At 40.3% G+C, this 21477-nt stretch carries 22 protein-coding genes; 5 read left to right on the plus strand and 17 right to left on the minus strand.

The window, feature by feature from the left end; all coding sequences use genetic code 11:
* Positions 1 to 165: 165 nt before the first annotated feature.
* The 9 genes from PL11201_RS16590 to PL11201_RS16630 all read right to left on the minus strand — a co-directional run bounded on the left by PL11201_RS16590 (position 166) and on the right by PL11201_RS16630 (position 8495).
* Positions 166 to 1779, minus strand: a complete 1614-nt coding sequence (locus tag PL11201_RS16590; protein WP_234996738.1) for an Eco57I restriction-modification methylase domain-containing protein — start codon at positions 1777 to 1779, stop codon at positions 166 to 168.
* Positions 1737 to 2090, minus strand: coding sequence for a XamI family restriction endonuclease (locus PL11201_RS16595; RefSeq protein ID WP_234996739.1), 354 nt, complete (start codon positions 2088 to 2090; stop codon positions 1737 to 1739). The genes PL11201_RS16590 and PL11201_RS16595 overlap by 43 nt, the downstream gene beginning before the upstream one ends.
* A 215-nt stretch (positions 2091 to 2305) precedes the next feature.
* Positions 2306 to 3226 (minus strand): transposase family protein, encoded by a 921-nt coding sequence (locus PL11201_RS16600; RefSeq protein ID WP_079676644.1) that lies wholly within the window; start codon positions 3224 to 3226, stop codon positions 2306 to 2308.
* A 66-nt stretch (positions 3227 to 3292) separates the two neighbouring features.
* Entirely contained in the window at positions 3293 to 3871 is a 579-nt protein-coding gene (locus PL11201_RS16605; RefSeq protein WP_234996740.1) for a XamI family restriction endonuclease, read from the minus strand.
* 214 nt (positions 3872 to 4085) lie between these two features.
* Positions 4086 to 4820, minus strand: coding sequence for a LuxR C-terminal-related transcriptional regulator (locus tag PL11201_RS16610; protein ID WP_079680023.1), 735 nt, complete (start codon positions 4818 to 4820; stop codon positions 4086 to 4088).
* Between the two features lie 61 nt (positions 4821 to 4881).
* Positions 4882 to 5964: an ATP-binding response regulator gene (locus PL11201_RS16615; RefSeq protein WP_079680024.1), complete on the minus strand. Its 1083-nt coding sequence runs from the start codon at positions 5962 to 5964 to the stop codon at positions 4882 to 4884.
* Positions 5961 to 6518, minus strand: a complete 558-nt coding sequence (locus PL11201_RS16620; protein WP_079680025.1) for a hypothetical protein — start codon at positions 6516 to 6518, stop codon at positions 5961 to 5963. The genes PL11201_RS16615 and PL11201_RS16620 overlap by 4 nt, the downstream gene beginning before the upstream one ends.
* A gap of 296 nt (positions 6519 to 6814) precedes the next feature.
* On the minus strand, positions 6815 to 7738 hold the full coding sequence (locus PL11201_RS16625; RefSeq protein WP_079680026.1) for a ParB/RepB/Spo0J family partition protein: 924 nt from the start codon (positions 7736 to 7738) through the stop codon (positions 6815 to 6817).
* Positions 7728 to 8495, minus strand: coding sequence for a ParA family protein (locus PL11201_RS16630; RefSeq protein ID WP_079680027.1), 768 nt, complete (start codon positions 8493 to 8495; stop codon positions 7728 to 7730). Before PL11201_RS16630 ends, PL11201_RS16625 begins: the two co-directional genes overlap by 11 nt.
* 395 nt (positions 8496 to 8890) lie before the next feature.
* Between PL11201_RS16630 and PL11201_RS16635 the strand changes: the two genes are divergently transcribed.
* Positions 8891 to 10306, plus strand: coding sequence for a hypothetical protein (locus tag PL11201_RS16635; protein ID WP_079680028.1), 1416 nt, complete (start codon positions 8891 to 8893; stop codon positions 10304 to 10306).
* Positions 10307 to 10489: 183 nt separating this feature from the next.
* On the opposite strand, the gene PL11201_RS16640 is transcribed toward PL11201_RS16635, so the two are convergent.
* Positions 10490 to 10720, minus strand: a complete 231-nt coding sequence (locus tag PL11201_RS16640) for a hypothetical protein (RefSeq protein ID WP_079680029.1) — start codon at positions 10718 to 10720, stop codon at positions 10490 to 10492.
* A 123-nt stretch (positions 10721 to 10843) separates the two neighbouring features.
* Between PL11201_RS16640 and PL11201_RS16645 the strand changes: the two genes are divergently transcribed.
* On the plus strand, positions 10844 to 11881 hold the full coding sequence (locus PL11201_RS16645; RefSeq protein WP_079680030.1) for an IS701 family transposase: 1038 nt from the start codon (positions 10844 to 10846) through the stop codon (positions 11879 to 11881).
* A 386-nt stretch (positions 11882 to 12267) separates the two neighbouring features.
* On the opposite strand, the gene PL11201_RS16655 is transcribed toward PL11201_RS16645, so the two are convergent.
* Positions 12268 to 13479 (minus strand): RNA-guided endonuclease InsQ/TnpB family protein, encoded by a 1212-nt coding sequence (locus tag PL11201_RS16655; RefSeq protein ID WP_079680031.1) that lies wholly within the window; start codon positions 13477 to 13479, stop codon positions 12268 to 12270.
* 94 nt (positions 13480 to 13573) lie between these two features.
* Between PL11201_RS16655 and PL11201_RS16660 the strand changes: the two genes are divergently transcribed.
* Positions 13574 to 14680 carry an IS630 family transposase gene (locus tag PL11201_RS16660; RefSeq protein ID WP_079678947.1) on the plus strand — a complete coding sequence of 369 codons (1107 nt, stop codon included), beginning with the start codon at positions 13574 to 13576 and terminating at the stop codon, positions 14678 to 14680.
* Between the two features lie 179 nt (positions 14681 to 14859).
* Here the strand turns inward: PL11201_RS16660 and PL11201_RS16665 are convergent, their stop codons facing one another.
* From PL11201_RS16665 to PL11201_RS16680, 4 genes are all read right to left on the minus strand, one after another.
* Positions 14860 to 15102: a hypothetical protein gene (locus PL11201_RS16665; RefSeq protein WP_079680032.1), complete on the minus strand. Its 243-nt coding sequence runs from the start codon at positions 15100 to 15102 to the stop codon at positions 14860 to 14862.
* A gap of 18 nt (positions 15103 to 15120) precedes the next feature.
* Positions 15121 to 15486, minus strand: coding sequence for a hypothetical protein (locus PL11201_RS16670; RefSeq protein WP_079680033.1), 366 nt, complete (start codon positions 15484 to 15486; stop codon positions 15121 to 15123).
* A gap of 686 nt (positions 15487 to 16172) precedes the next feature.
* Positions 16173 to 16598, minus strand: coding sequence for an aminoacyl-histidine dipeptidase (locus tag PL11201_RS16675; RefSeq protein ID WP_079680034.1), 426 nt, complete (start codon positions 16596 to 16598; stop codon positions 16173 to 16175).
* Between the two features lie 233 nt (positions 16599 to 16831).
* The gene (locus tag PL11201_RS16680) at positions 16832 to 17515 is read right to left on the minus strand and encodes a hypothetical protein (protein WP_079680035.1); all 684 of its coding nucleotides are present in this window, start codon (positions 17513 to 17515) and stop codon (positions 16832 to 16834) included.
* 255 nt (positions 17516 to 17770) lie between these two features.
* Here PL11201_RS16680 and PL11201_RS16685 point away from each other — a divergent pair, with 255 nt between their 5' ends.
* A complete protein-coding gene (locus PL11201_RS16685) occupies positions 17771 to 19363 on the plus strand; it encodes an AAA family ATPase (RefSeq protein WP_079680036.1) in 1593 nt (530 codons plus the stop codon).
* Positions 19364 to 19365: 2 nt separating this feature from the next.
* Here PL11201_RS16685 and PL11201_RS16690 read toward each other — a convergent pair whose 3' ends face one another.
* Both PL11201_RS16690 and PL11201_RS16695 read right to left on the minus strand, forming a co-directional pair.
* Positions 19366 to 19896, minus strand: coding sequence for a hypothetical protein (locus PL11201_RS16690; RefSeq protein ID WP_079680037.1), 531 nt, complete (start codon positions 19894 to 19896; stop codon positions 19366 to 19368).
* Positions 19897 to 20002: 106 nt separating this feature from the next.
* Positions 20003 to 20359 (minus strand): DUF3768 domain-containing protein, encoded by a 357-nt coding sequence (locus PL11201_RS16695; protein ID WP_079680038.1) that lies wholly within the window; start codon positions 20357 to 20359, stop codon positions 20003 to 20005.
* A gap of 324 nt (positions 20360 to 20683) precedes the next feature.
* Here PL11201_RS16695 and PL11201_RS16700 point away from each other — a divergent pair, with 324 nt between their 5' ends.
* Positions 20684 to 21469 (plus strand): peroxiredoxin-like family protein, encoded by a 786-nt coding sequence (locus PL11201_RS16700; protein WP_079680039.1) that lies wholly within the window; start codon positions 20684 to 20686, stop codon positions 21467 to 21469.
* The last annotated feature ends 8 nt before the right edge of the window (positions 21470 to 21477 follow it).

Genomic DNA, 21477 nt, shown 5'->3' on the forward strand with positions numbered 1-21477 from the left:
CAGCAGATTCCAATTTTGTTTGGTTTCAGAAATACTTGCGTCTACAGCACCGATTAATACCGCAGTTTGCTGAATGGTTTGAGCCAATAAGTTCAGCATAGCATCAGGAGCGATTGCCTACGGTACGCTACGCTAACGCACTTATTTTTGGGGGTGCAACTTCAGTTAATCAACCGACTGTTTCGATAAAACTTCAACAATCTTCCCAGCTAAAGCATTACCCAATTCCCTCGGTTCCAGTTTATGCAACCCACCCCCATAAACGCGCCCCTCACTCATTAACGCCTCATCGGAAATACGATCAAGTGCCTGCCATACCTCCTTCAGTAATTCTGACGGATCTAAAAGCACTTTGGCAAGAGCAGGTTTGGGATACAACATCAAATAGACATTTGTAGCCGTCGCCCTTGAATGATTGAGGATAAATCGAAAAGGTCTACCTCTACCAGTATTCTGACGACCCATATAAGTACATAGAAATGGAGAAGGAGGACGCTTTTCTTGAGAATACCAGGGAGAGCGATGTTTGCAGAGATAGCGATCGCAAATACCCTGCTCTACCCCCATCTGCAAATATTCCCAAAGTGTAGGATACTTAGCTTTCACTTCATCTGGGGGCAACTCGCACGAGAGCAGAAAAAGCTGACGATCAAGAATTGGATTTCCTAAATCATCGGCTTTAATTTCATCCACTGGTAACAGTCGGGGGCTGGGCAAAACGGGCTTAAGAAATTCCATCGGCAATTGATATTCAGAAATTTGTTCTGGTTTCAACACAAAAAAATCATTCGCTCCTGTCGCCAACCCTCGTTTGATTGTGAATAAATCCTTCAGCTTCAAAGACTGCTCCTGAGAAATCACCCGTTCCGACATCAACCCGAACTTAGTCCACTTAGCTGCACCGCGTAGCGATTCCACCGACATCATCAGGGACATCTTAGGTTGTGTCAGACTTCTTCCGTAGGTAAATTCAACAGCATGGTTAACAGGTGGCAAAGCTTTCTTAAACCAAACGACTGCGGACGATACCAACGCATCCTCAAATTGTACGTCCACCGGATCAAAACAATGAATTCGCAGTAAAGTAACGCAGTTGAGCAGATAATCTTTAATGGGTTGTCCGTAATTCACATCCATAAATCCGGTCGGAATCAGCCATCCTGCTAACCCATCAGTTGCCATCCAAGCATCTGAAAGACACAAGAAATAACAGTAAAGACTAGCCAATTGACTAAGTTTTATCCCCGCTATCTCTTCTGTTATCCGTTGCAACCGTAGCTTTTCAACTCGACTCAAATGATGATGTCGGGTGTATGGAGGATTGCAAATCAGCAAGTTAGCTTTAGTGCGATTCCCGAAGGGATCGCTTCGCGAATCGCAATTAGGGGGTACAGCGTTGGTAAAATCTGTAATATTTAGCTGAAGTGGAGTATCGCGCCAAAGTTCGATCGCTTCATTGCCATAGTGGGGGTCAATTTCGTATGCGATCGCTTCTACAATTTGCGGTAAGGAAAATTGCTCCAATAATGCGGAGTAGAACGCTCCCGTTCCAAAAGCTGGGTCAAGAAAGCGAATTTTTGAGGCAGATGGTAATAACGTCTTGGCATACTTCAACATCTCTGTTGCCAGTGCTGGATGCGTGGCAAATTGGCCCAACTTATTTCGCTCTGTTTGGGTTTTTGCACTATCCAGTTGCAACTGTCGCAATACCCGAATTGATTCTGTTGTAGTTAAGTTCATATCCCAAACAATGCCAAGTCTTCTATTCGATGTTCCCATACCCAGTCAATTCCTTCAGCAGCTTCATAACCCAAATAACCACTATCGAAATAACCGCAAAGAAACAGAATAAAGCGAACATTCTCACCATAGTTATTGCGTAATTGAGCCATTTTTACTGCTTCTTCTTTCCGTCGCTTATTGGGATTAGTATAGTCTCCAGCAGATTTCGCTTCAATTAAAAGCGGTAGCTGGCTCGGGCTGGACTGAATGGGTTTAATTACGATATCAATTGGAATATTAATTTGTTTAGTACCTCCTTGCAAAAGGATGGGAATATTGAGCCGAAACGAAAAAGTTCCTGGCAGCATTCTCTCGAAACTTAATCGGGTTCCTCCCCCAATATACGAGTAGCCGTGCTGCTCTAGCCATTAGACATCTCCGAAAATCCTCAAATGCCCTCTATCGCTACTTTTTGAGTCTCTAGCACTCCTGTGCCGGTTTCTCCTAAAGTAACGGATTCATAGGCTTTTTCAGTTACATTAATAATAATTAATGAATTTTATTTCTGATATTCAATCATTTTTCAAAAGTATTCTGGGCAATTCTTAGATGATAATACAATCGCTCCTATTCGCCATCTTATTAGTCCACATACTGTCAAGATTACTGCTTCATAATTTTGGCTCTTTAACCGAAATCTTTCTGAAGCAACTCGATAAATTTTTATCAGTCTTATTAAATGTTCGACTACAATCCTTTGTTTGGCTTTTAACCGATTTTCTTCTCGATTTTCAAGGGATATTTCTTGATTCCTCGGTTTCTTATGTGGTGTATTAATTGCTGTTTCCCCTACATAAGCTTTATCCCCCCTGTATTTTTGATGATTCCCCAATTCCTCCCTTCTTTCTCTCCACAATTTCAGATCGCTTGTTGCTCCGGTATAACCCACAGCTACATCCACTATTTCTTTCCCGCTCGGCATGACAATGACTTGATTTTTAAAGGTATGTGTTTTTTTCTTTCCTGAGTAATATTTTTTCTGCTCTTCATTGTCTGTTGGTCTTTGCATGGGCTGTTCATAGCTATCTACTACTAACTCATATTCCAGCAGAATTTTTTCTACCCACTCCCAATCACTCTCGTTTTTTTTTACTTGCTCAAGTAAACTGGCTGGCAGTAATTCTCTCAATATTTTTATCCCGTTATGGAAAATATCATTCGCTGTTGATTCACTCACTTCAAACTGTAACCCTAACATTTGAAATGTGGGCATCTGATGCAGATAAATTAGAGTTAGTAAGATTTGTTCCTCCACAGATAATTTCTGGTGACGACCCCCACCTGCTTTAATCAACCTGATCTTAGCTTTTTCTCGTTCTTGTCGTTTTTCTTGTTCTAATAACTCCGCGGCTTGAATTAGTTCTATCAACTGTTCATATTCCATCCCTAATAGCCTTTTTGTTTGCTGGGGATTCTTGTCCAGATAGCCTCTTAATTTAGTCATCTCTCCTTGGGGTAAAATCAAATTTTACCATCTTGCTATCCCTCCCCATTTTTATTTCGGAGATGTCTATTGTCTAATCGTAGCTAACTGTCTGCGCTCCTGAGCGTTGCGAATAATTGGGTCAGAAATAGCACCACAGAGACGATCTGCGATAATGATCGCTGCTCTGTGAACTTCTGTATCCGTTGGCTGCCGTCCTGTATCCAACCATGAAAAGATATCTTTGTCTACAAGCCGAGCAATAATTTCACCAATTTTTGCAAGTTCAGTATCCAACGTTCCCCTGTCTATTCTGGGTAGAATTCGTTGTTTTTCTTCCATATTCTTGACTAGGTTGGATGATACTCCAGCTAAACCTATCAGGCGATCTCGTGCAATAGGCGGTGCTGTTGCCATGCGAAGGATAGGAAGGACAGACGGATACTGTTGCAATATAGCGGGCGTAATATTCGTAATATTCGCTGTCCAAATTAAAGCCGATTCGACTTGTTCAGTTGTGGCAATGCGAGTATCGCGGTAAGCTTGAGGAGCAAACTGCATAAACCAATGATTGTAGAAGTCTACTGACTTGGCTATATCCGGTTTCCACAAATGGGGTTTATCTGCATTAACTGGCACTCTATCATCTCCAACTTTTATACTCATCTCAAGAATTGAGATGGCTGAATCACCTCAGTTGGTATTATCTAATAAATAGTCCTTATTATTAGCAATGTTTACACTGATAGCGATCGCAAATTCCATTAAACTTGCTCAATCATTCTTTGCTCCTGGTGACTGTAAGGACAATGAGTTGAGGAAAGTAATACTGCTTTAGTAACTGGTGTTGATAAGGAATTGATTGCCGGATGAATGGAACTTAGCTAACCAAACCTGCTCTTAATGCGCGCACAGCCGCTTGAGTGCGATCATCACAAGCTAACTTATTGAGAATATTACGAACATGAGTTTTCACAGTCCCCATTGATATAAATAATTGCTCTGCGATTTCCTCATTGCCATACCCTTCGACAATCAGTTCAATAATTTCATTTTCTCGCCGAGTTAGCGGATTAAATTGTAATAACTCGTTATCCTCTGGTTTTAACCCATGAATCGATACGGTCGGAATAACACTTGAACCAACAACTGCTTTAAACGGATTATTAAGTCGAGCTAAAACAATCCGTGCAATAGACGGGTCAATCCAGTTCGCGCCTCGGTGAGTTTCCAGTATTGCTTCTAGCAGTTTTTCAAATTTCAGGTCTTTCATACAGTAAGAATCTGCTCCGGCTGCAAACGCGGCTAAAATGGATTCTTCTTGAGCTTGCGAGGTTAAAATTAAAACTTTAGGTTGGCTGATAGAGGAATCAAGCTGACAGGTTTGCACATACTCCTTAAACCGTTTAGTTAATTCAATCCCATCAACTAATCCCGGTAATCCTAGATCAATAATGGCCACATCGGGTAGCGTTTTCTCCAATAGTGTGATTCCTTGTAATCCATTGCTGGCTTCCGCGATAAACCTGATTTCTTCACAATCTTCCAACGCTGCTTTAATTCCAACCCGAGTTAAGTGATGATCTTCAATTAACACAATACTCACGCGATTCATAATTTTCTCCATTAACAATAACTTGAGATTAAAAGCACATTTTGAAAGCGAAACTTCAACCTTAGCAATTTTTGTTCTGAGGGAGACACAAAGTAAAAATACTTCCAACCCCCAGTTGTGACGTCACTTCTAAACGACCCGAATGGGCTTCTGCAATACGTTGGGACAGATGTAACCCCAAACCACTCCCGGCTCCTTTTTGATTTCCGGTGCGAAAGCGTTCAAAGATTGCATTTTGCTCTGATTCTGTGATTCCAGGGCCTGTATCTTCGACCTGAATGGAAACGTTTTGAGCATTGTACTCAACAGTGATCTTGACTTGACCGCGCTCTGTGAACTTAATCGCATTACTCACTAAATTAGTCAGAACTCGGCGTAGTTCTAAGCGATCGCCTTGAATACGGAATGGCTGTTGTTGGATTTCAAAAATTAAGCGTAAGTTTTTGCTGACTGCCAACGCCTCTTGCTCTTTAACCACTTCCTTAATGAGTTTGTAAAGATCAAAAGTTGTGATAGCCATGGGTTTGCAACCCGCTTCAAATCGATGCACTTCTAGGAGGGTATTGACCAGTGTAATTAAGTTGTCGTTGCTAAGAGCGATGGTATGAAGAGCCTCTTTTACGGTAGGGGGTAAGGTTCCAAATTTTCCTTTCCCCAGTAAGGTCAGCATTTGTTGGGCGGCAATCAGAGGGTTACGCAAATCATGGGTTAGACGGGAAACAAAATCTTCACGGGCTAAAGCCATCTCTCGCATTGAATCTAGGCTATGCTTAAGACAGAGAAGGTTGCGGACACGGGCAAGTAATTCGTTAACTTGAATGGGTTTCCAGAGAAAATCATCGGCTCCCAGTTCTAATCCATTCGTAGAAGGAATTGAGGGATCTGATGCGAGAAGGACAATGGGAATGAAGGGCAATTGAGGGGTAGAACGAATTTTGTAAGTGACTTCATAACCATCCGCATCAGGCATCATCACGTCCCATAGAATTAAATCGGGAGGGTGGGTGTTGATAGAGGCGATCGCTTCTTTTCCATTGGAACTGGTGCTAACACAATATCCTTCCTCGGTTAAAATGGTTTCTAAAATCAATAAGGTATCCGTTTCCGGATCGGCTGCAAAAATTTGGCTGGGTCTATCTTTCATGAATTCAATCTCCTTTCTGGCAACCTTCCCAAACTCACCAGGGAGTCTGTATTGTCCATTGCCTGAATTTCTTGAATGACAGATAAAATCGGTTGAGAATTTTTTAATTGTTTCGCTGCCTTCAGTTTTTGCTCTTTCGTAATCCGCAGTAAGTAGTTTTTTAATCGGTCATAGCACCATCCCAGTCGCACCCCAAGTGCATAGATTCGCTCGCTTTGACTAGGTTTTAGGGCTTTTTCTAAGATTGGGGCTAAGGAGGGAGTGTGAGAAGCCGGAATAGTTCGTCTACTCTTTTTCCCCTGTCGATAGCCTTGCCAAAACTCCAGGGAGTAAGATGAAGCATGAATACGAAGCCGATAGTGTTCTACCATTGAAATGAGCAACTCTAAATCTTGTTTTCTTAAAGTAGAAAGGGCATCCTTGGGCTGGTAGTGCCTCCAGAGGTCAATTAAACTTTTTAGCTTTTTCTGAAATCGAGTGAAATGGTCAATAGCAGCCTGGGAAGAAGTCGTCTCTGAAAGCAGCTTGGGTTTGAGGATCTTAATTGACACCATAATTTATCGATTCCTTGATATCGAAGTTGCTTTTTTCTATCTAATTCCTAAATTAGCAATGGCATAGATTAAGAAAGTTCTACCTTAAAGCTGATTTATTAAAAAAGCGGATACTTTAAAAAAAGCCGTTAATCTAGGAACCGATAATCCGATCTAGTGTCTATCTTTTGTTTCCGCTTTTTAAATAGAAACCATAAAAATAAATAATGCTCCGGGATGAATGGAGCATTTTTAAAAAAATATTAAATTTGCCTCAGTTTATATCTGAGGACAGTTGTTGATTTCAATTTTTTCCCCTAGCTAGACAACAGGGATTCTAAGTCTACTAAAAGTTTTTGAAGACGTTTTTGTTTTTTTGGATCGCTCCAAGCTTTTGACTTATTGACTTGGGTGAGTGCAACTTTAATTCGGGTTTGAAGAGAATCTTCGCTTTTTTCAGATTGAGATTCAGATTTTAAGGTTGAAATTTGAGCTTTGATTTGAGTCAGAGACCAATTCTCTGTAATTGCCGTTTCTAGTAAGGTAACTCGTGCCTGTTCATCTTTGACTTTAGCGATCGCACGAGCTTTAGTATATTCAATTTTGCCTTCTCGTAAACTTTCTAAAACTTCTTCAGGGAGCTTCAGCAGAGGAAGCCGATTACTAATAAAAGATTCCCAAGACATCTTACCTAAGTCTTGAAAAACTTGGACGACAACTTCAGATTCAGGTTGAATGATAACGTTATCATTATCTCGAAGTATTTGATTTTGCATTCGATACAGAAGGCGTTCAGCTTCTGGTACAGAACAATCTAGTCGATTAGCGAGCAGCCCTAAAATCCCTTCGGTTTCTTCAATTGGATTCAGATCTTCCCGTTGTAGGTTTTCAACTAAAGCAATTTGTAAAGCTTGTTGTTCTGTCAGTTCTCTGATGATAATAGGAACTTCTTTCAACCCCACTTCTTTCGCCGCTCTTAAGCGTCTTTCTCCCGCTACTAACTCATACTTTCCATTCGGTAAAGGGCGAACTAATAGCGGTTGAAGAATCCCATCAATTTTGACAGATTCAACTAAACACTGCATCGCTTGAGGATCAAAATAGCGACGAGGTTGAGTAGGCGGAAGCTGAATAGTATCAAAGGGTACTGAACTGTTAGGTAAACTTTCAGCCTCGTCATCACCAAACAAGACTGTTAAATTGGCTTTTCCTTTGTACGGCTGATTACTTTTATTGGACATTGAGTTTCTCCATCTTGGCAGCTAAACGATCTAAGATTTTTACCGCTCCATTTCTAGCGTCATAGACAGCTAGGGGAACCTGCTGTTCAGAAGCATCAACAAAAGCGGTTAAGCGAGGAATCGGCTCATAGACCGTTCCCACGGGGGAAAATTGTTCTTGAATTGCGTTTAAAGTGCGTTTATCCTGGGAGTTGGTGGCAGCATAGCGAGAGGGAACAAATCCAGCAATCTGCAAAGAGCGGTTTCCTTTTTTTCGGACTCTGGCGACGGTTTGCAAGAGCAGGTTGGTTCCTTCAAACGCTTTGTAATGAGTTTCAATGGGGACTAAAACATGGGTGGCAGCAACAAGGCTAATGTAGCTTAATAATCCTAAGCTGGGCGGACAGTCAATCAAAATAAAATCATAGTTCTCTCGAATGGGTTCTAGCGCATCTTTCAGACGAACTTCTCGAAAGTCCATATTCACCAATTGGATTTCTGCCACACTCAGGTTAATGTTGGTGGGAGCTAGATCCATGCGATGAACTTCTTTGTGGATGAAGAGGGGTTCTTCATTAACAATGGCATCAAATACGGTTTTTTCCAAGCTCTGAGGGTCAAAGCCCATAAATAAGGTTAAAGACGCTTGCGGATCGAGATCGATGAGCAAAATTTTATTCCCTCGTTGAGCCAGGTGGTAGCCTAAGTTGAGCGTAATTGTTGTTTTGCCCACACCGCCAGCTTGGTTGAACAGCGAAATCACTTTTGTTTGGGTCATCGGCTATTCTCCACTAGCACGCTCATGTTGCGATTTAGACAGGAACCTGGAGCTACAGTTGGGATTATACACATATCGATTTAAGATGAATATTTCAGAATATTTTGCTGGAAAAATATAATAAATTCTCCGTGAGTGTTAATGAGTGTTAATAATATCTCATATCCTGGGAGAAGATGTTGAAGCGAATCGAAATTTTTAGATTTATAGCCATTCAGAAAATTCTAACTTTCCTTTTAAGCTAGGGGAAGAGAATGAATTATTCCATCTGCCCTATTTCTGAATTCAACTCGGGTAGGTTTAGTCCTGAAGATGGACTAGAAAAGATTGCTGTCGTGATAGGTTCAAGAATGAGCCAATTATCGAGAAATATAAGATTTATGCTGACAAGGCAGATGCAACGATTTTCTCCGAAATCGATCTACCAACTTCAACAAATTGGACTAGCCTTTTTTGAAAAAATTGCAACGGATTCTAATTTGGCTGGAGAAACTCAAGATTTTTACCAAGGATTACTGGTTGGGTTAGATTGGGGTGTTAAACTGATCGATCAAGAGCAGGGGATAGAAACTCTAAAAGACTTAGAGGCTAGAGTTGCAACTTTTATCAACCTAGATCATACTCCCAGCCAACAGCCACACCCTTCAACGGCAATTCATCGACTATCTTCAGCGTCTATTGCTCAACTGCAACAAAAAGGACGCTCTACAGATCTTGATGAAAATATATTAGCTTGTGTTCCTGATACTGAAACTCAAGATTTCTATCACGGTTGTCTAGCCGCTTTAGATTTTTCTATATCGTTGTCTAAAGAAAAATATGCTTATGCTCAGATTAGTTTGCTTAAGACGAATGCCGCCCATTTTATCGAGTTATCTTCCCAAAGCGATCGCCAAGTAGCTCGTCCTACCCTTCAAGATATGTCTTTAACTCAACCTCGAAAACAAAGGAGATTTAGTTCTCTCCTACCTGTTTATCAGTCAGCAGTAGTAAGTCCAGTTTCTCCAGAAACTAACTCCGAAGCACTCATTGAGTCGGGAATAAATGACTCAGACTGTCCTGAAGACTCCGAACAAGTTAGATTAGAGGATAATCCCAAAGATTCAAAAAAGGGAGAGGATTTGATTGAAGTTGGCAGATCAGCAGAGCAACGATTAGAAATGGAAAGATTATTGGTGGAGCTTTTATTAAAAGAGCATCATCAATTCAAGGGATTAGAACGGTTAGAGTTTATGGAAGATTGGACAATATTGTGGCAGGAAGGAGAATCAATTCGAGTGGTTTCTCAAGTAGATCATCACTTGGTATTCAAGATCAATTTAGAGGGTGAAGTTCAAAATCCTTTATCTAATTTAGATGCAGAAAAGTTAAAGATAAAACTCACTCAGGAAGTGCCAGAACTATTGACTGAAGTTCAAGTTTTACACAATAATTTCAACTCAACTATTGAACCGTTAATGTTCACTTTAGAGCGTGAACAAGTTAAACAAGCTGAATTGATTTTACCCATTGCCCAAAAGGTATTTGAATACAAGCTGAACTTAGGAGATGAAGGGGTAGAAGAAACGGATGATTCTACTATTATTTCCGTTGCCGAGATTTACCAGTTAATGGTCACAGATGTTGAAGGGGTTTCTGTATCTTCTTTGAGAGCATCTGGCAGAGGAGAACTGCTGAGAGTGTGTGGGGAGCATTTAGTTCTAGCTCAAGGAATTCGATCTGAAGATGTTGAATTTTGGCTTCAAATGGCAGACGATTTGAATACTGTTGAATCCCAACTTGCCCAACACTCAAGGGAAATAGAACTTTGAGTTTTGGCGATCGCATGAATCCTTAACCCTAGAGGTACAGGGGAACATAGAAACTCAATCGTCACCAGAAATTAGGATGTGTTGAAAACAATATCTTAGTCGCAACCTGTAAACCCAACAATCCTTTAAGATTTTTTGCCAGTAAAAATGGCTTGAATTCTTCAAATATCCTAGTAACTTTTCCTAGAGAGGTTGATATACTTTACTGGAAAAAAGGGAAAAACCATCATCCCCTTTTGCCGTTAGATGGCACAACAATCGAAACTGGCGTGGTGTAGGAGGTTGATTAATCCGTTCTACTTGTACATTCACGTCGTAAGCAGTCCTGCGAATGAGTTCAAAAATTTCAGGATTCAAATATCGGGGACAATAACCGACAATATGGTGATCTTCTGTGTTGAGGGTCAAAGCCATCTGATCTAGGACTTACGCATTGACAAAATAGCTCGATTGTGCGTATCGGGAACAGAGGTGAGTTCAGTTCCCAAAACAAATAGAATTGGGTAAAATTGCTTAAGTTATCAGGGGAGAAAAAATATTAGAACTAGAACTAAGCCATCTACTGCACTGTGCAACCTGGAAAAGTACACATATTTTCTCTTAGCTGAGTCTAAATATTCAGGTTGCTGTCGGCTCTCCGAAATTTTAGATGAATTATCTCACGATAGCATTAACCGTTTTTTGTTAAGGGAAAGATATGAACCCAAAGATTTATTTAACGAACTCAAACCACATATTGACTCAATAGGTGGGACATTAAGTGGGGATGACACAGTTATTGAAAAGCCTTATAGTGACCCCAATTTAACTGAATTTATTGGATATTTTTGGTCAGGTAATCAGCATCGTCCGGTGAAAGGAATCAATTTGATTACATTGTATTACACCGAGAGTAATGGTAAGTCTGTCCCCGTAAATTATCGGATATATAACAAACAGGAGGGAAAAACCAAAAATGATTATTTTCGGGAAATGATCGCCGAAGTATTAGTGTGGGGATTACAGCCAGAGATGGTGACGGGAGATAGTTGGTATTCTAGTAAAGAAAACTTAAAGTTTTTGAGAAACCAAAAACTAGGTTTTATGATGGGAATAGCGAGAAACCGCCAAGTGGCTATTACTCCGGGAAAATACACGGCTGTGAAAAACATCGAAATTTCTCCAGAAGGGCAAGTCGTTCATCTCAAAAATTTTGGGCAAGTGAAAGTATTTCAGAAGAAGTTCAAAAACGACACAGAGAGATACTATATCATGTTTTTGCCGGAAATCAAGGAGACTGAAGTTATAACTAGAAGTGATTTTATGACCACACATTCGATACATTGGGGAATTGAATGTTACCACAGAGCCATCAAACAACTTTGTGGAATTAAAAGGTTTATGGTGAGAAGTTCTGCGGCTATTTTCACCCATTTCTTCTGTTCAATTCGGGCTTTTGTCCAATTAGAATTGATGAGGGCAGAGGCACTGATTGATAATTGGTATGAAATTCAAAGAAATTTATCTTTAGAGGTAGCTCGTGATTTCATTCTCCATTACCTAAATCAAAAAGTAGGTCTGAAAGCTGAATATTAACTAACCGCAAGTTCCCTATTAATTGACTAGCAAAAACTCTACATTTAAGGGCTTTTTGCACCTGTTTGTGGTGGAAAAAACTTTACCCCCCAAAAGAATGCTGTAATTTTAGCCATTCATTCATATTTGGGCTAATTTGTCAATGCGTAAGTCCTATGATCATAAATATTTTGGAATTCATGGGCTAACCATAACTTCTCGTCTGGAACAAAGCAGTTAATTCGTTCAATTGAAGATGGTGGTAAATGTTGCATTCCATGAGGGAAAAAGTGAAGATGATAACGCCCTTCTTCATCTGGTACGGGACAAGGAAAAACAGTCAGTGTATCTGTTTTCCTCTGTCCACCACTACGAGCTAATAAAGTAATTGGTTGACACTCCTCGGTCTAAAGACACGAGGATTCTTCGTTCACAGACCCAACTTGCTCAGACAGGATGACTCCAGCCTGAGTAGAGGTCGAATCTCCCGAAGCGTTCGGATCTAAGATCCAGGTTCCTACGTGACCCGTAGTACCCAAGGCTAAATTCAGGATGTTGATAGCCGCGTTCCAGTCTCTATCTACCTCAAATCCACACTGACAACGGTGGGTTCTTGTCGATAGAGATTTTTTGACGATGGCGCCACAATTAGAGCATTCTTGAGACGTATAAGCCGGATTAACTGAAACAGTGATCTTGCCGAATTTAATCCCAAAATACTCTAACCATTTCCTGAATAGATACCAACCCGCATCATTAATCGACTTAGCCAGACAATGATTTTTGACTAAATTTTTAATCCTCAAGTCTTCATAGGCGATCAAATCGTTAGATTGAATCACGCAACGCGCCAGTCTCTTGGCGTGTTCTTCACGTTGCCTACTTATTTTCAGGTGGACTCGCCCAAGTCGATTAACGGCTTTCTTTCGGTTAGCCGAGCCTTTGCTTTTGCGTGAAACCCGTCTTTGTCGAAATTTCAGACGCTTGTCACCGATTCGATAAAATCTCGGATTCGGTTCAGTCTGCCCATTGCTGTCGGTGTAGAACTCTTTCAGTCCTACATCTAAACCTATCGTTTTACCTGTAGGTTTAGATTCTACTTTCCGATCAGCATTAACTAAAAACTGAACGTAGTAGCCATCTGCACGTCGAACTATCCTCACCCGTTTGATCTGGTCTATTTGGTAGAAGTTTAAATCCCAGGTTCCTTTGAGTTTTAACTTACCTATGCCCTTGCTGTCGGTGAAAGTAATCTGTTTGCGGGTTTCGGAAAGTTTCCATCCGCTCACTTTATACTCAACTGAGCGACAGTTTTTCTTGAACTGTGGATAGCCTTTCTTGCCCGGAACCGACTTTTTGCAATTGCTATAGAACCGAGCGATTGAGGTATAAGCTCTTTCAACCGCTACTTGGCAAGCGTGAGAATTTAAGGCTTTCACAAAGGGAAACTCAGCCCTCAATACGGTGTTATGACGATACAGTTCTTTCTGCCCTACGCCTCGATTGTCCATCCAGAAGCGAATGCACTTGTTGCGAACAAATTGGGCTGTGCGAATTGCATCATCTATCGCAGCATATTGAGTTGTTTTTCCTTTTGCCTTGAACTCTAAAACGAGCATTTGACGTAGACAAACCCTACGGCAATTATCATAAGCTGCTACGCAGCTTGATTGTATAATAGAAGATTAAGTATTTTTAGGGATATAACCCCCAATGCCAGCCAAAAATCATCTGTCTAAAGAGCAAAAAGAAAGATTACTTAAAGAAATGAAAGAAAATCAAAATGCTCAAATTAGAGAAAGGATTTTAATTTTATTATTAATGAATGAGGGAAAAACCTATCAAAAGATAGCCAATTTTTTAGAAATTTCCTATCCGACAGTAGCGTACTGGGCTGTTCATGGTGATCCCGATAAAATGGAGAGTTTTATAGATGGAAGAAGCCAAGGAAACTTTCGGAAAGCTACGGCTGAATATGAAGAAATGTTACTAAAAGTAGTAGAAAAAGAACCATCAGAATACGGATATGAATTTGGGAGATGGACAGGAAATAGATTAGCAACATATTTAGAGCAAGCAACAGGAATTAAGTTGAGTGGCTCTCAAGTCAGGAGAATATTACAAAGAAAAAAGTACGTTTACCTTTGGGCAAAGTACAGCTTAGAGGACAAACAAAATCCGGTACACAGGAAAGCATTTAAAGAGAAATTGTTAGAGTATTTAAAAATAGAAAAAGAATCACCTGAACGCTTGCAAGTATGGTTTTGGGATGAAGTAGGATTTAGTTTGAGAGTAATAAGAAGAAAAACCTGGGGGAAAAAGGGAAGCCGAAAAAAAGTAACAGGACAAAGAAGGAAAGGAAGAGTAAATCTAATGGGAGGGTTAAGGTATAGCGATAAAAAAAGAATAAATTTTGTGATTAAGAAAGGAGAATCGGAGACCTTTTATCAACAAATCAAAGCTTTACATAATTGGATTGTTGAAGAATGGATAGAGTCGGGAAAATTAGCCGAAGAATTTTTAGAAACTGGGCCTAAATTAGTAATAATTTTAGACAATGCTAGTTTTCATAAAAAGAAAGAGATTTTAGAGAGAATAGAAGCAGAAATGCCGAATATTAGGTTAGAGTTTTTGCCCCCTTACAGCCCTGACTTTAATTTAATTGAATTGGTTTGGCACTCAGCTAAAGAATATATTGCTCATCGGCTATTTGAATCAGTAGAGCAGTTAGAAGAATTATTGAATAAATTGTTAAACGAAGGAGATTTAATCATTAATTGGTCTCGCAAAATTAAAAACAAAGGAAATGCTATTTATTAAATCAAGCTGCGTAGCAGCTTAACACAATTAAAGTCGCCCTAGAAAGGCGAGGCTTGAAACCCATATCTTTGGTCAAAAGTTAAGCGACCAATGGGAAACCAAGAGCGACTGTTTGGATCTTGCCATGCCAAAATAGATATTTGGAAGTGTTGGGGGGTTGGTTTCCCCCCATAAGTGTTTTAAAATTCGGCTAAGTCCTCAAGGTATTGTGCAAGTTGGCTTTGAGCCATGCAAACTTGCTCTCCATCTCGCAATAACCAAGCCACTAAGCCATTGTAAAAAGCAGCACCAATCATAATGTCTTCTGGCTTAATGATTCGGTTTAAGTCGAGTGAAAGCAATCTTGCATCAAGAGTTTTAGCTGTTCTCAGATGCTGAATCATTGCCACCTGAGAACAATTAAATTTGTTAATGCGATTCATCGTTCTCAGTCTCTCCAATTACTCATCAAACCCGAAGTCAGATTTAGCGAGTTCCGCTATCCGTAGAAATTCGATTTCGTCTTGTTCTTCAGGATTAATAGTTTGGGTGGTTTCTTGGCTGTATCGTTTCATCCAAAGCTCACGATAAACCAGTATTAATTGATCATTGTCCGTTGTTTTTAAGGTAGATTTGAGAACGGTACCGTTAGAAGTTTGGATGTAGAAAACAGTTTGGCTGTCGAGGTCTTCTTCAGTCCAGCCAAGGTGTTGCTCAACCAACCCATCAGCATAAACTATCTCAATCACATCAATTTTGAGCCCGTTGCCATCAGTGTAACTACGGGCAATTTTAGTTTCGATAGCAGTGTTAAGTTGTGTCGTCATGAAAGTTAGTTCCTTAGTTAATAAAGAACCAACCGGAAAACAGCTTAGGAAGCTAGGTCGGTTGGTTTTGGGTTAAACAGCAGGGAATTGATCTCAAATAGCGATCTAAATAAAACAACGCGGTAGCGTCTTGATGAACGTCTTGGCAAATTGTGGTGAGCAACAGGTGAGAAAAGAACTCGATGGGAAGGATTAGCGAGCGATCGCTATGAATTCAGTCAATGAATCAACTGAAGAATGCAACCATGAGGCGAACACTTGTCCTCAATCTCAGAACAACAAAAGCTCTGACCTACACAAAATGAGTAATTTTACTTACTAAAATTGATGTACGGACATTTGACATGGCTTGCTGTTCCGCTGTGGGAAAAACAGAAGGGAAAACAGTGCATAAATTTCCTCTTGTTTGTTTAGATTAGCCAGAAAAATGTCAAAAATGATACCTAATTAGCCGCACTACAACGGGCTACAAAAGGAAATCCAAGGGAAAATAGTGCATTTGTTCCCTACTTTTTCCTCGCTGTTTCAAGTAGATTTTTGAACTGTGTATCGCAACAGAAAGCCACTCAATCTCAAATGTATTTTTTTGTACTACAGAAGTAACGAAGCCAATGGAAAATTTTCCATCAATGCCTGTCGGGATTACCCACTATGTCCTTAGTGGCNATTGTTGTAGGTGTGTGAGCTTAATCCATCTCAATTTCATGATCATCGATCCCGTCATCCAGTGTTAACGCATTTTGGGCAATGACCTTGTTTTGGCGAGCTATCCGTTCGTTGCGGATGCCCCGATGTTTGGCTCGACGTTCTCGAATGGCATCAATATCATTCAGGCCATAAAGAGCTTGTGCAGCCCGCATCAGTTCTTTTAAGGAAGTTGTGCCATAGTCTTCACGAAATTGAGCATTGTGGGTTTCCCAGTCAAAATCGTGGTTATTAAAACGGGCAGCACTCGCAAGCTCACGGCCAGATTCTTCTCTTAAAACTTCTAGCACCATCAAACGTAGTTTTTCGTTATAGCTGATGCACTGGTCTAAAGCATTGGTATAAGTTTTTTGAGACTTTGTGGTTTTAGCGGAATGGAACTTACGATTTTTAGAAGTTACAATCATTTTGATCTTCCCATTCAAATAATGTTCACACCCAAAGCAGCGATCGCTGTCTTCTTATGTTCAATTTTAAAATTAAAGTTTTTTGTATGATAGCGATCGCTATTTTCGATTTGTTGAAAATTAATTTAAAATTTATCATTAAAAAAAATTACCCTACCTTAAGGTAGAGTAATAGTCAAATGGATATGAAATGATAGGTACGCTTCATGAATTAAATCAGAGCAGAAAATTAGTTATTCTAAATCTTCCTCCTCCTCCTCATCTTCATCATCTTCATCTTCATCTTCTTCGTCTTCTTCCTCAAAGTCATCGTCTTCTTCGTCTTCCAAATCTTCTGGTTCCTCATCATCATCATCTTCCAAATCATCAATATCATCATCATTGTTAGATTGCTCTTGCTGAAGATAACTATTGCGTTTGGCAAGGGATTCTTGATTGAATTTAACGAGGCTTTTAATGGCTTCTTGAGGATCTAACTCGAAAACATCGTACAGTTTTGCCATAACCAAAGCTAAAGTTTCGATATCATGACGCAGGGCATCCGGTTGTCCGAACAAAGTAGGGAACACTTCGTTATTCCAACGTTGCCAGTTCATGGTTTTGCCGCGTTTTTTCAATTGAGCAGCAATATCCAAACCGATCTTTTCTTTAATGGCATGACCGATTTTTGTTTGAAGACGTTTTTCGCGAAGTTGCAGCTTCACGCCAAACTTTTTAACAATGGTCGTTCTGACTCGCTCAAGCAGTGCGTTAGCTTGTTCTTCAACTGAAACAGCCGAACGACGGATTCCATTCCCATTGCTAGGAACAGGTAATCCGGTGCTTTTTGATTTAGGAGTCACACCGTTGGTTTTTCCATTGAAAGTTCCCGCGCCATTAGATGTGCGAGAGTTATTTTTATTCGTTGTAGTTACCATGAAGTTCAATTTAATTTAATTACTTCGTGGCAATCTGCGCCGCTAGGCGCTTTCAAATTTCCCAATTTATTATTAATGGTTAATTTAAAATTAATTAAAATTCTTTTCGATTTAATCATTAAATGATGGAGTTAAAATATTCATCTAACTTAAGGAATAAAAGCTAAATCAGTTATATAGAGCAAGAGAGGGATGGGAAATACCGATTAAGAAAGCTTAATAGGAAATAGTCTGCTTAATACTTCCTAATATTTTATGATCTATCCTTTTAAAAATTGGCTTTTCTTGGCAAACCGAGGAATCAAGATAGTGGGATTAGAATACTGTACAACGGATCGAGTCAGGATTTTAACTCACTTCTATGAATGGGGTCAAAATCTACAACTGCCTGTTTTATTTTGGAATTGTGGCTACCGATGTTTTCAGCAAGTTAGTTGTCAAGATAAAGGCGGGTGTCGGTTAGAGAATACTAATTTACAAGCCAACTCCGATCCGCTTTTAGATTTATTAGAAAATCAAACCGAAGGAATTTTTATTCTTGAGGGAATTTTAGAGTTATCAGGAGCAGATCTGACGGATAAACAGCGTGAATTTCAACTGGTTAATGCTTACTATGACTTATCAGAAAATAAGCATCGTCAGTTCTGGGTTTTATTGGAAAATAATATCAATTTACCTGCCAATTTACAACCTTTAATTCCTGTATTGAAAGCTCCTATTGCGGATCGCATTTGGGTCCAACAGAAAGTTGCTTCATTTTGTCGTGACACTTCCCCGATGCACGGGAAAAAAGATACTGCTATTCAAGAAAGTTTAGTGCGAGCTTGTCTAGGATTGGCACAAGGAGAAATTGAGTTAATTTTACAACAGAGTCTAGCATTTACTAACAGTTTTGAAGACCTAGCTGATTGGGTACTCAACTACAAAGTTAACAAATTGCAAGGGCGAGGGTTAGAGTTAATTTCTGAACCGGATGTTGTGCAAGCCGGAGGGTTAGAATTGCTAGACGAGTTTCTCTCAAAAGTTGCTTCTTTACTCAATCCAGAAGCCGAGAAATATGGGCTTAGATTTCCCAAGGGGATGATTCTTTGGGGGCCACCTGGCACTGGGAAAAGTTTGAGTGCCAAGTTAGCCGCCAAGAAGATGGGAGTGCCTTTATTAGCTGCTGATTGGGGCGCAATTATTGGTTCCCCAAAGCCAGATTTGGCACTGCGCGAGTTGTTAGAATTGGCTCAAGCTTTAAGCCCAACAATTTTGTACTGGGATGATTTTGATAAAGGGTTTGCAGGTTGGAATTCTAATACGGATGGTGGAGTTTCAAGACGCTTATCGGGGAAACTATTGACTTGGATGCAGGAGGTACAACAGCCGATTTACATGGTAGCAACGGTTAATCGATTGGGGATGTTACCCCCAGAATTAATTCGTCGCTTTGATGATATTTTCTTCGTTGATTTACCCCATGAAGGAGCAATGTATGACATTTTTAACCTACATTTGCAAAAGTATTTCCCAGAGTTTCGCAATCCTTCCCAATCTCTTTGGACAGATGAGGAATGGCGAATTTTGTTACGCGATTATCGGCTTTGCACCCCTGCTGAAATTGGTAATGCTGTTAAAAAATGTGCCGAGGAAATTTACTATCGCAACTATCAGCAAGGGAAACAACCGGAACAATTAAAGATCACTTTAGAAGATTTACGACAGCAACGTGACCAATTTACGCCAGCTTTAATTCGAGATGAAGAACAGATTTTAGCAATTCGTAATCAAGCAACTTATGCCCGTCCGGTGGCGGGTGTAGATGTTTCAAAATTTGCGATTCCTCCTCAAGAATTGTTTGGCTAGGATTACTCAAACAAACTCTTTTGTTGGTAGGTTGGGGTGGGTTTGCTTTGTTGTATAGTTCGGGAGAGAATCTGATGGCTGAAAGTCTTAGTCAATTCTTGAAGATTATACATTGAGTGGCTCAACTCCCCTAATGTAATCGATTGATAGCGTTGCACTTGTTCAGTATTATTCGGCTCGATATAATCTGGCAGTTCAATGATGTCTACAGGTTGGTAATCTAAGGTTTCAATATACTGGTTCCAGTGGATTCCAAATTGTTCAATATTCTTCTTAATTTGTTCGCTTAGGCAATCTAATTTCAGAGAAATCTGAAGGCGAGTTTCGTAGCTGGCTTTTTGCCAAAAAATCGAATTCACTAAATGTTTTCGAGCCGTCGCTAAGGTTGAAGCAAGTTCTAAATAAGCTAAGGCATCATATTTTGTAGGATGTTCTGGCCCAGCTTGGAGGAAGTTTTTAACTTGATGGTAAGCGCAGTGGATTAAAGCTTCATCAACGGTTCCATAAAACGGAATTGTGCGAGGGACAGGCATAAAATTTTTTCTCAACTTGTCCCTCTGAGTCCCCGTTATGGGGATGAAATGGAAAATTTTCCATTTCAACAACTTTCCGCTTTCTAAGCACAGTTTGTTGCAGAAATTAATATTCGCTACTCTCCATTAAAGTCCCAACTCTCCAAGTGGTATTAACATCTTCAGGAGTGTTGGCGCCAATTTCTTCTCCTTTAAGCCAAGCGGATTTCTCAAAATAATCAATTTTGAAAAAGTAGCGATCGCCGTCTAATTCTAAAGTCACAAAATCTCGTTCCCCGTAAGGGTCATTATCCGGTGAAAACGAGTTAAATTCTTTCAGCAATTGGAGAAGTTGTTGTTGCTGTTGGGGAGGTAGAAGCCCAACACTCCGAGATAAATGAATAGCTCCGACTTGTGAATTTTGAGACCGTAATTGATCATTAAGACGAGCAATTTGTTCAGATTTTGTTAAGGTGTCAGTCATATTTTTTAAAACAATCTTCACCCTCAATCGGCGCGTTAGCGCGGAAGTTAGGTGAGATGAAGAGCTTCCCAACCCACAATAATCCCAGAAAATGAACTGCGATCGCGTAGCCGCAGCCTGTCGGCATCGCTTAAACCCACCTATGTCTAAAAAAGGAAAAGAGGCAGACGGAAGGGACATGGTGGAAAATTTTCCACCATGTTCACCTCTGCTCGAATGATGTGGCTAATTTTGGACATCTGCAATTAAATTGACTCAAGGCGTTGAATATAGAAAAATCTAATTAATCTATAGAACCCCTCTAAAGTGTACATTTGCTCAGAAATGACATATACGCTCTTAAGTCAAACTCAGCGGCAACGGGTCAGTGATGGAGCCGTAACCTCTCTATTGAGCGGTTGCGAATCCTCACCCTGGCAACTCGTGCTAATCTGGCCCCAATTGGGAGATTTCGATAGCTTGGAGTATGCTTGGTGGTTAAAAAAAGAAGCTGAACAACTGCAAGCACAAGGAATCGCAATCTGGGCCGTAGGAATTGGCGATCGCACTTCAGGACAACAATTCTGTGACTATACAGGATTTCCCCCAGATTGTTTATTTGTCGATCCCACCGCCGAACTGCACCGAACCCTGAATCTGTATTCCGGCTTATCCCTCAAACTCCCCGGTTTATCACCCGGTGCGAACGCTTGGTTTAACTTAATATTAATGTGTGCTGGAATGGGTAGCCCTGGTACTTTAGCCGAAGTATTCCGAGGCTATCGGGGTGATAAAAAAGCCCCTCAATTAATTGGGGATGAAGAAATTGTTCAAGCTCCTCCTTTACCCCCACTCAAAGGTTCATTCTTCAAACTAGCAGGAGGTCAAGGCTTTCAGCGCCCCTTTGAGTTAGCAACGTTGCGACTGCGAAATATGGGAGAAGTGCTAAGTCACTGGAAAAGTTACGTTCCCGATTCAGCTTATCTAACCCAACGAGGAGCCACTTTCTTATTTAATAGTCAAGGAGAATTACTCTATGAGCATCGAGACCGCGCCATTCTGGGCTTCGCTGCCGAGATGAGTAATCCGTTATCTTTTCTCACAGATTTAGTTAATAATAAAAAAAAATAAAGCGCAAA

This window comes from Planktothrix sp. PCC 11201 (assembly GCF_900009135.1).
Lineage (GTDB): Bacteria > Cyanobacteriota > Cyanobacteriia > Cyanobacteriales > Microcoleaceae > Planktothrix.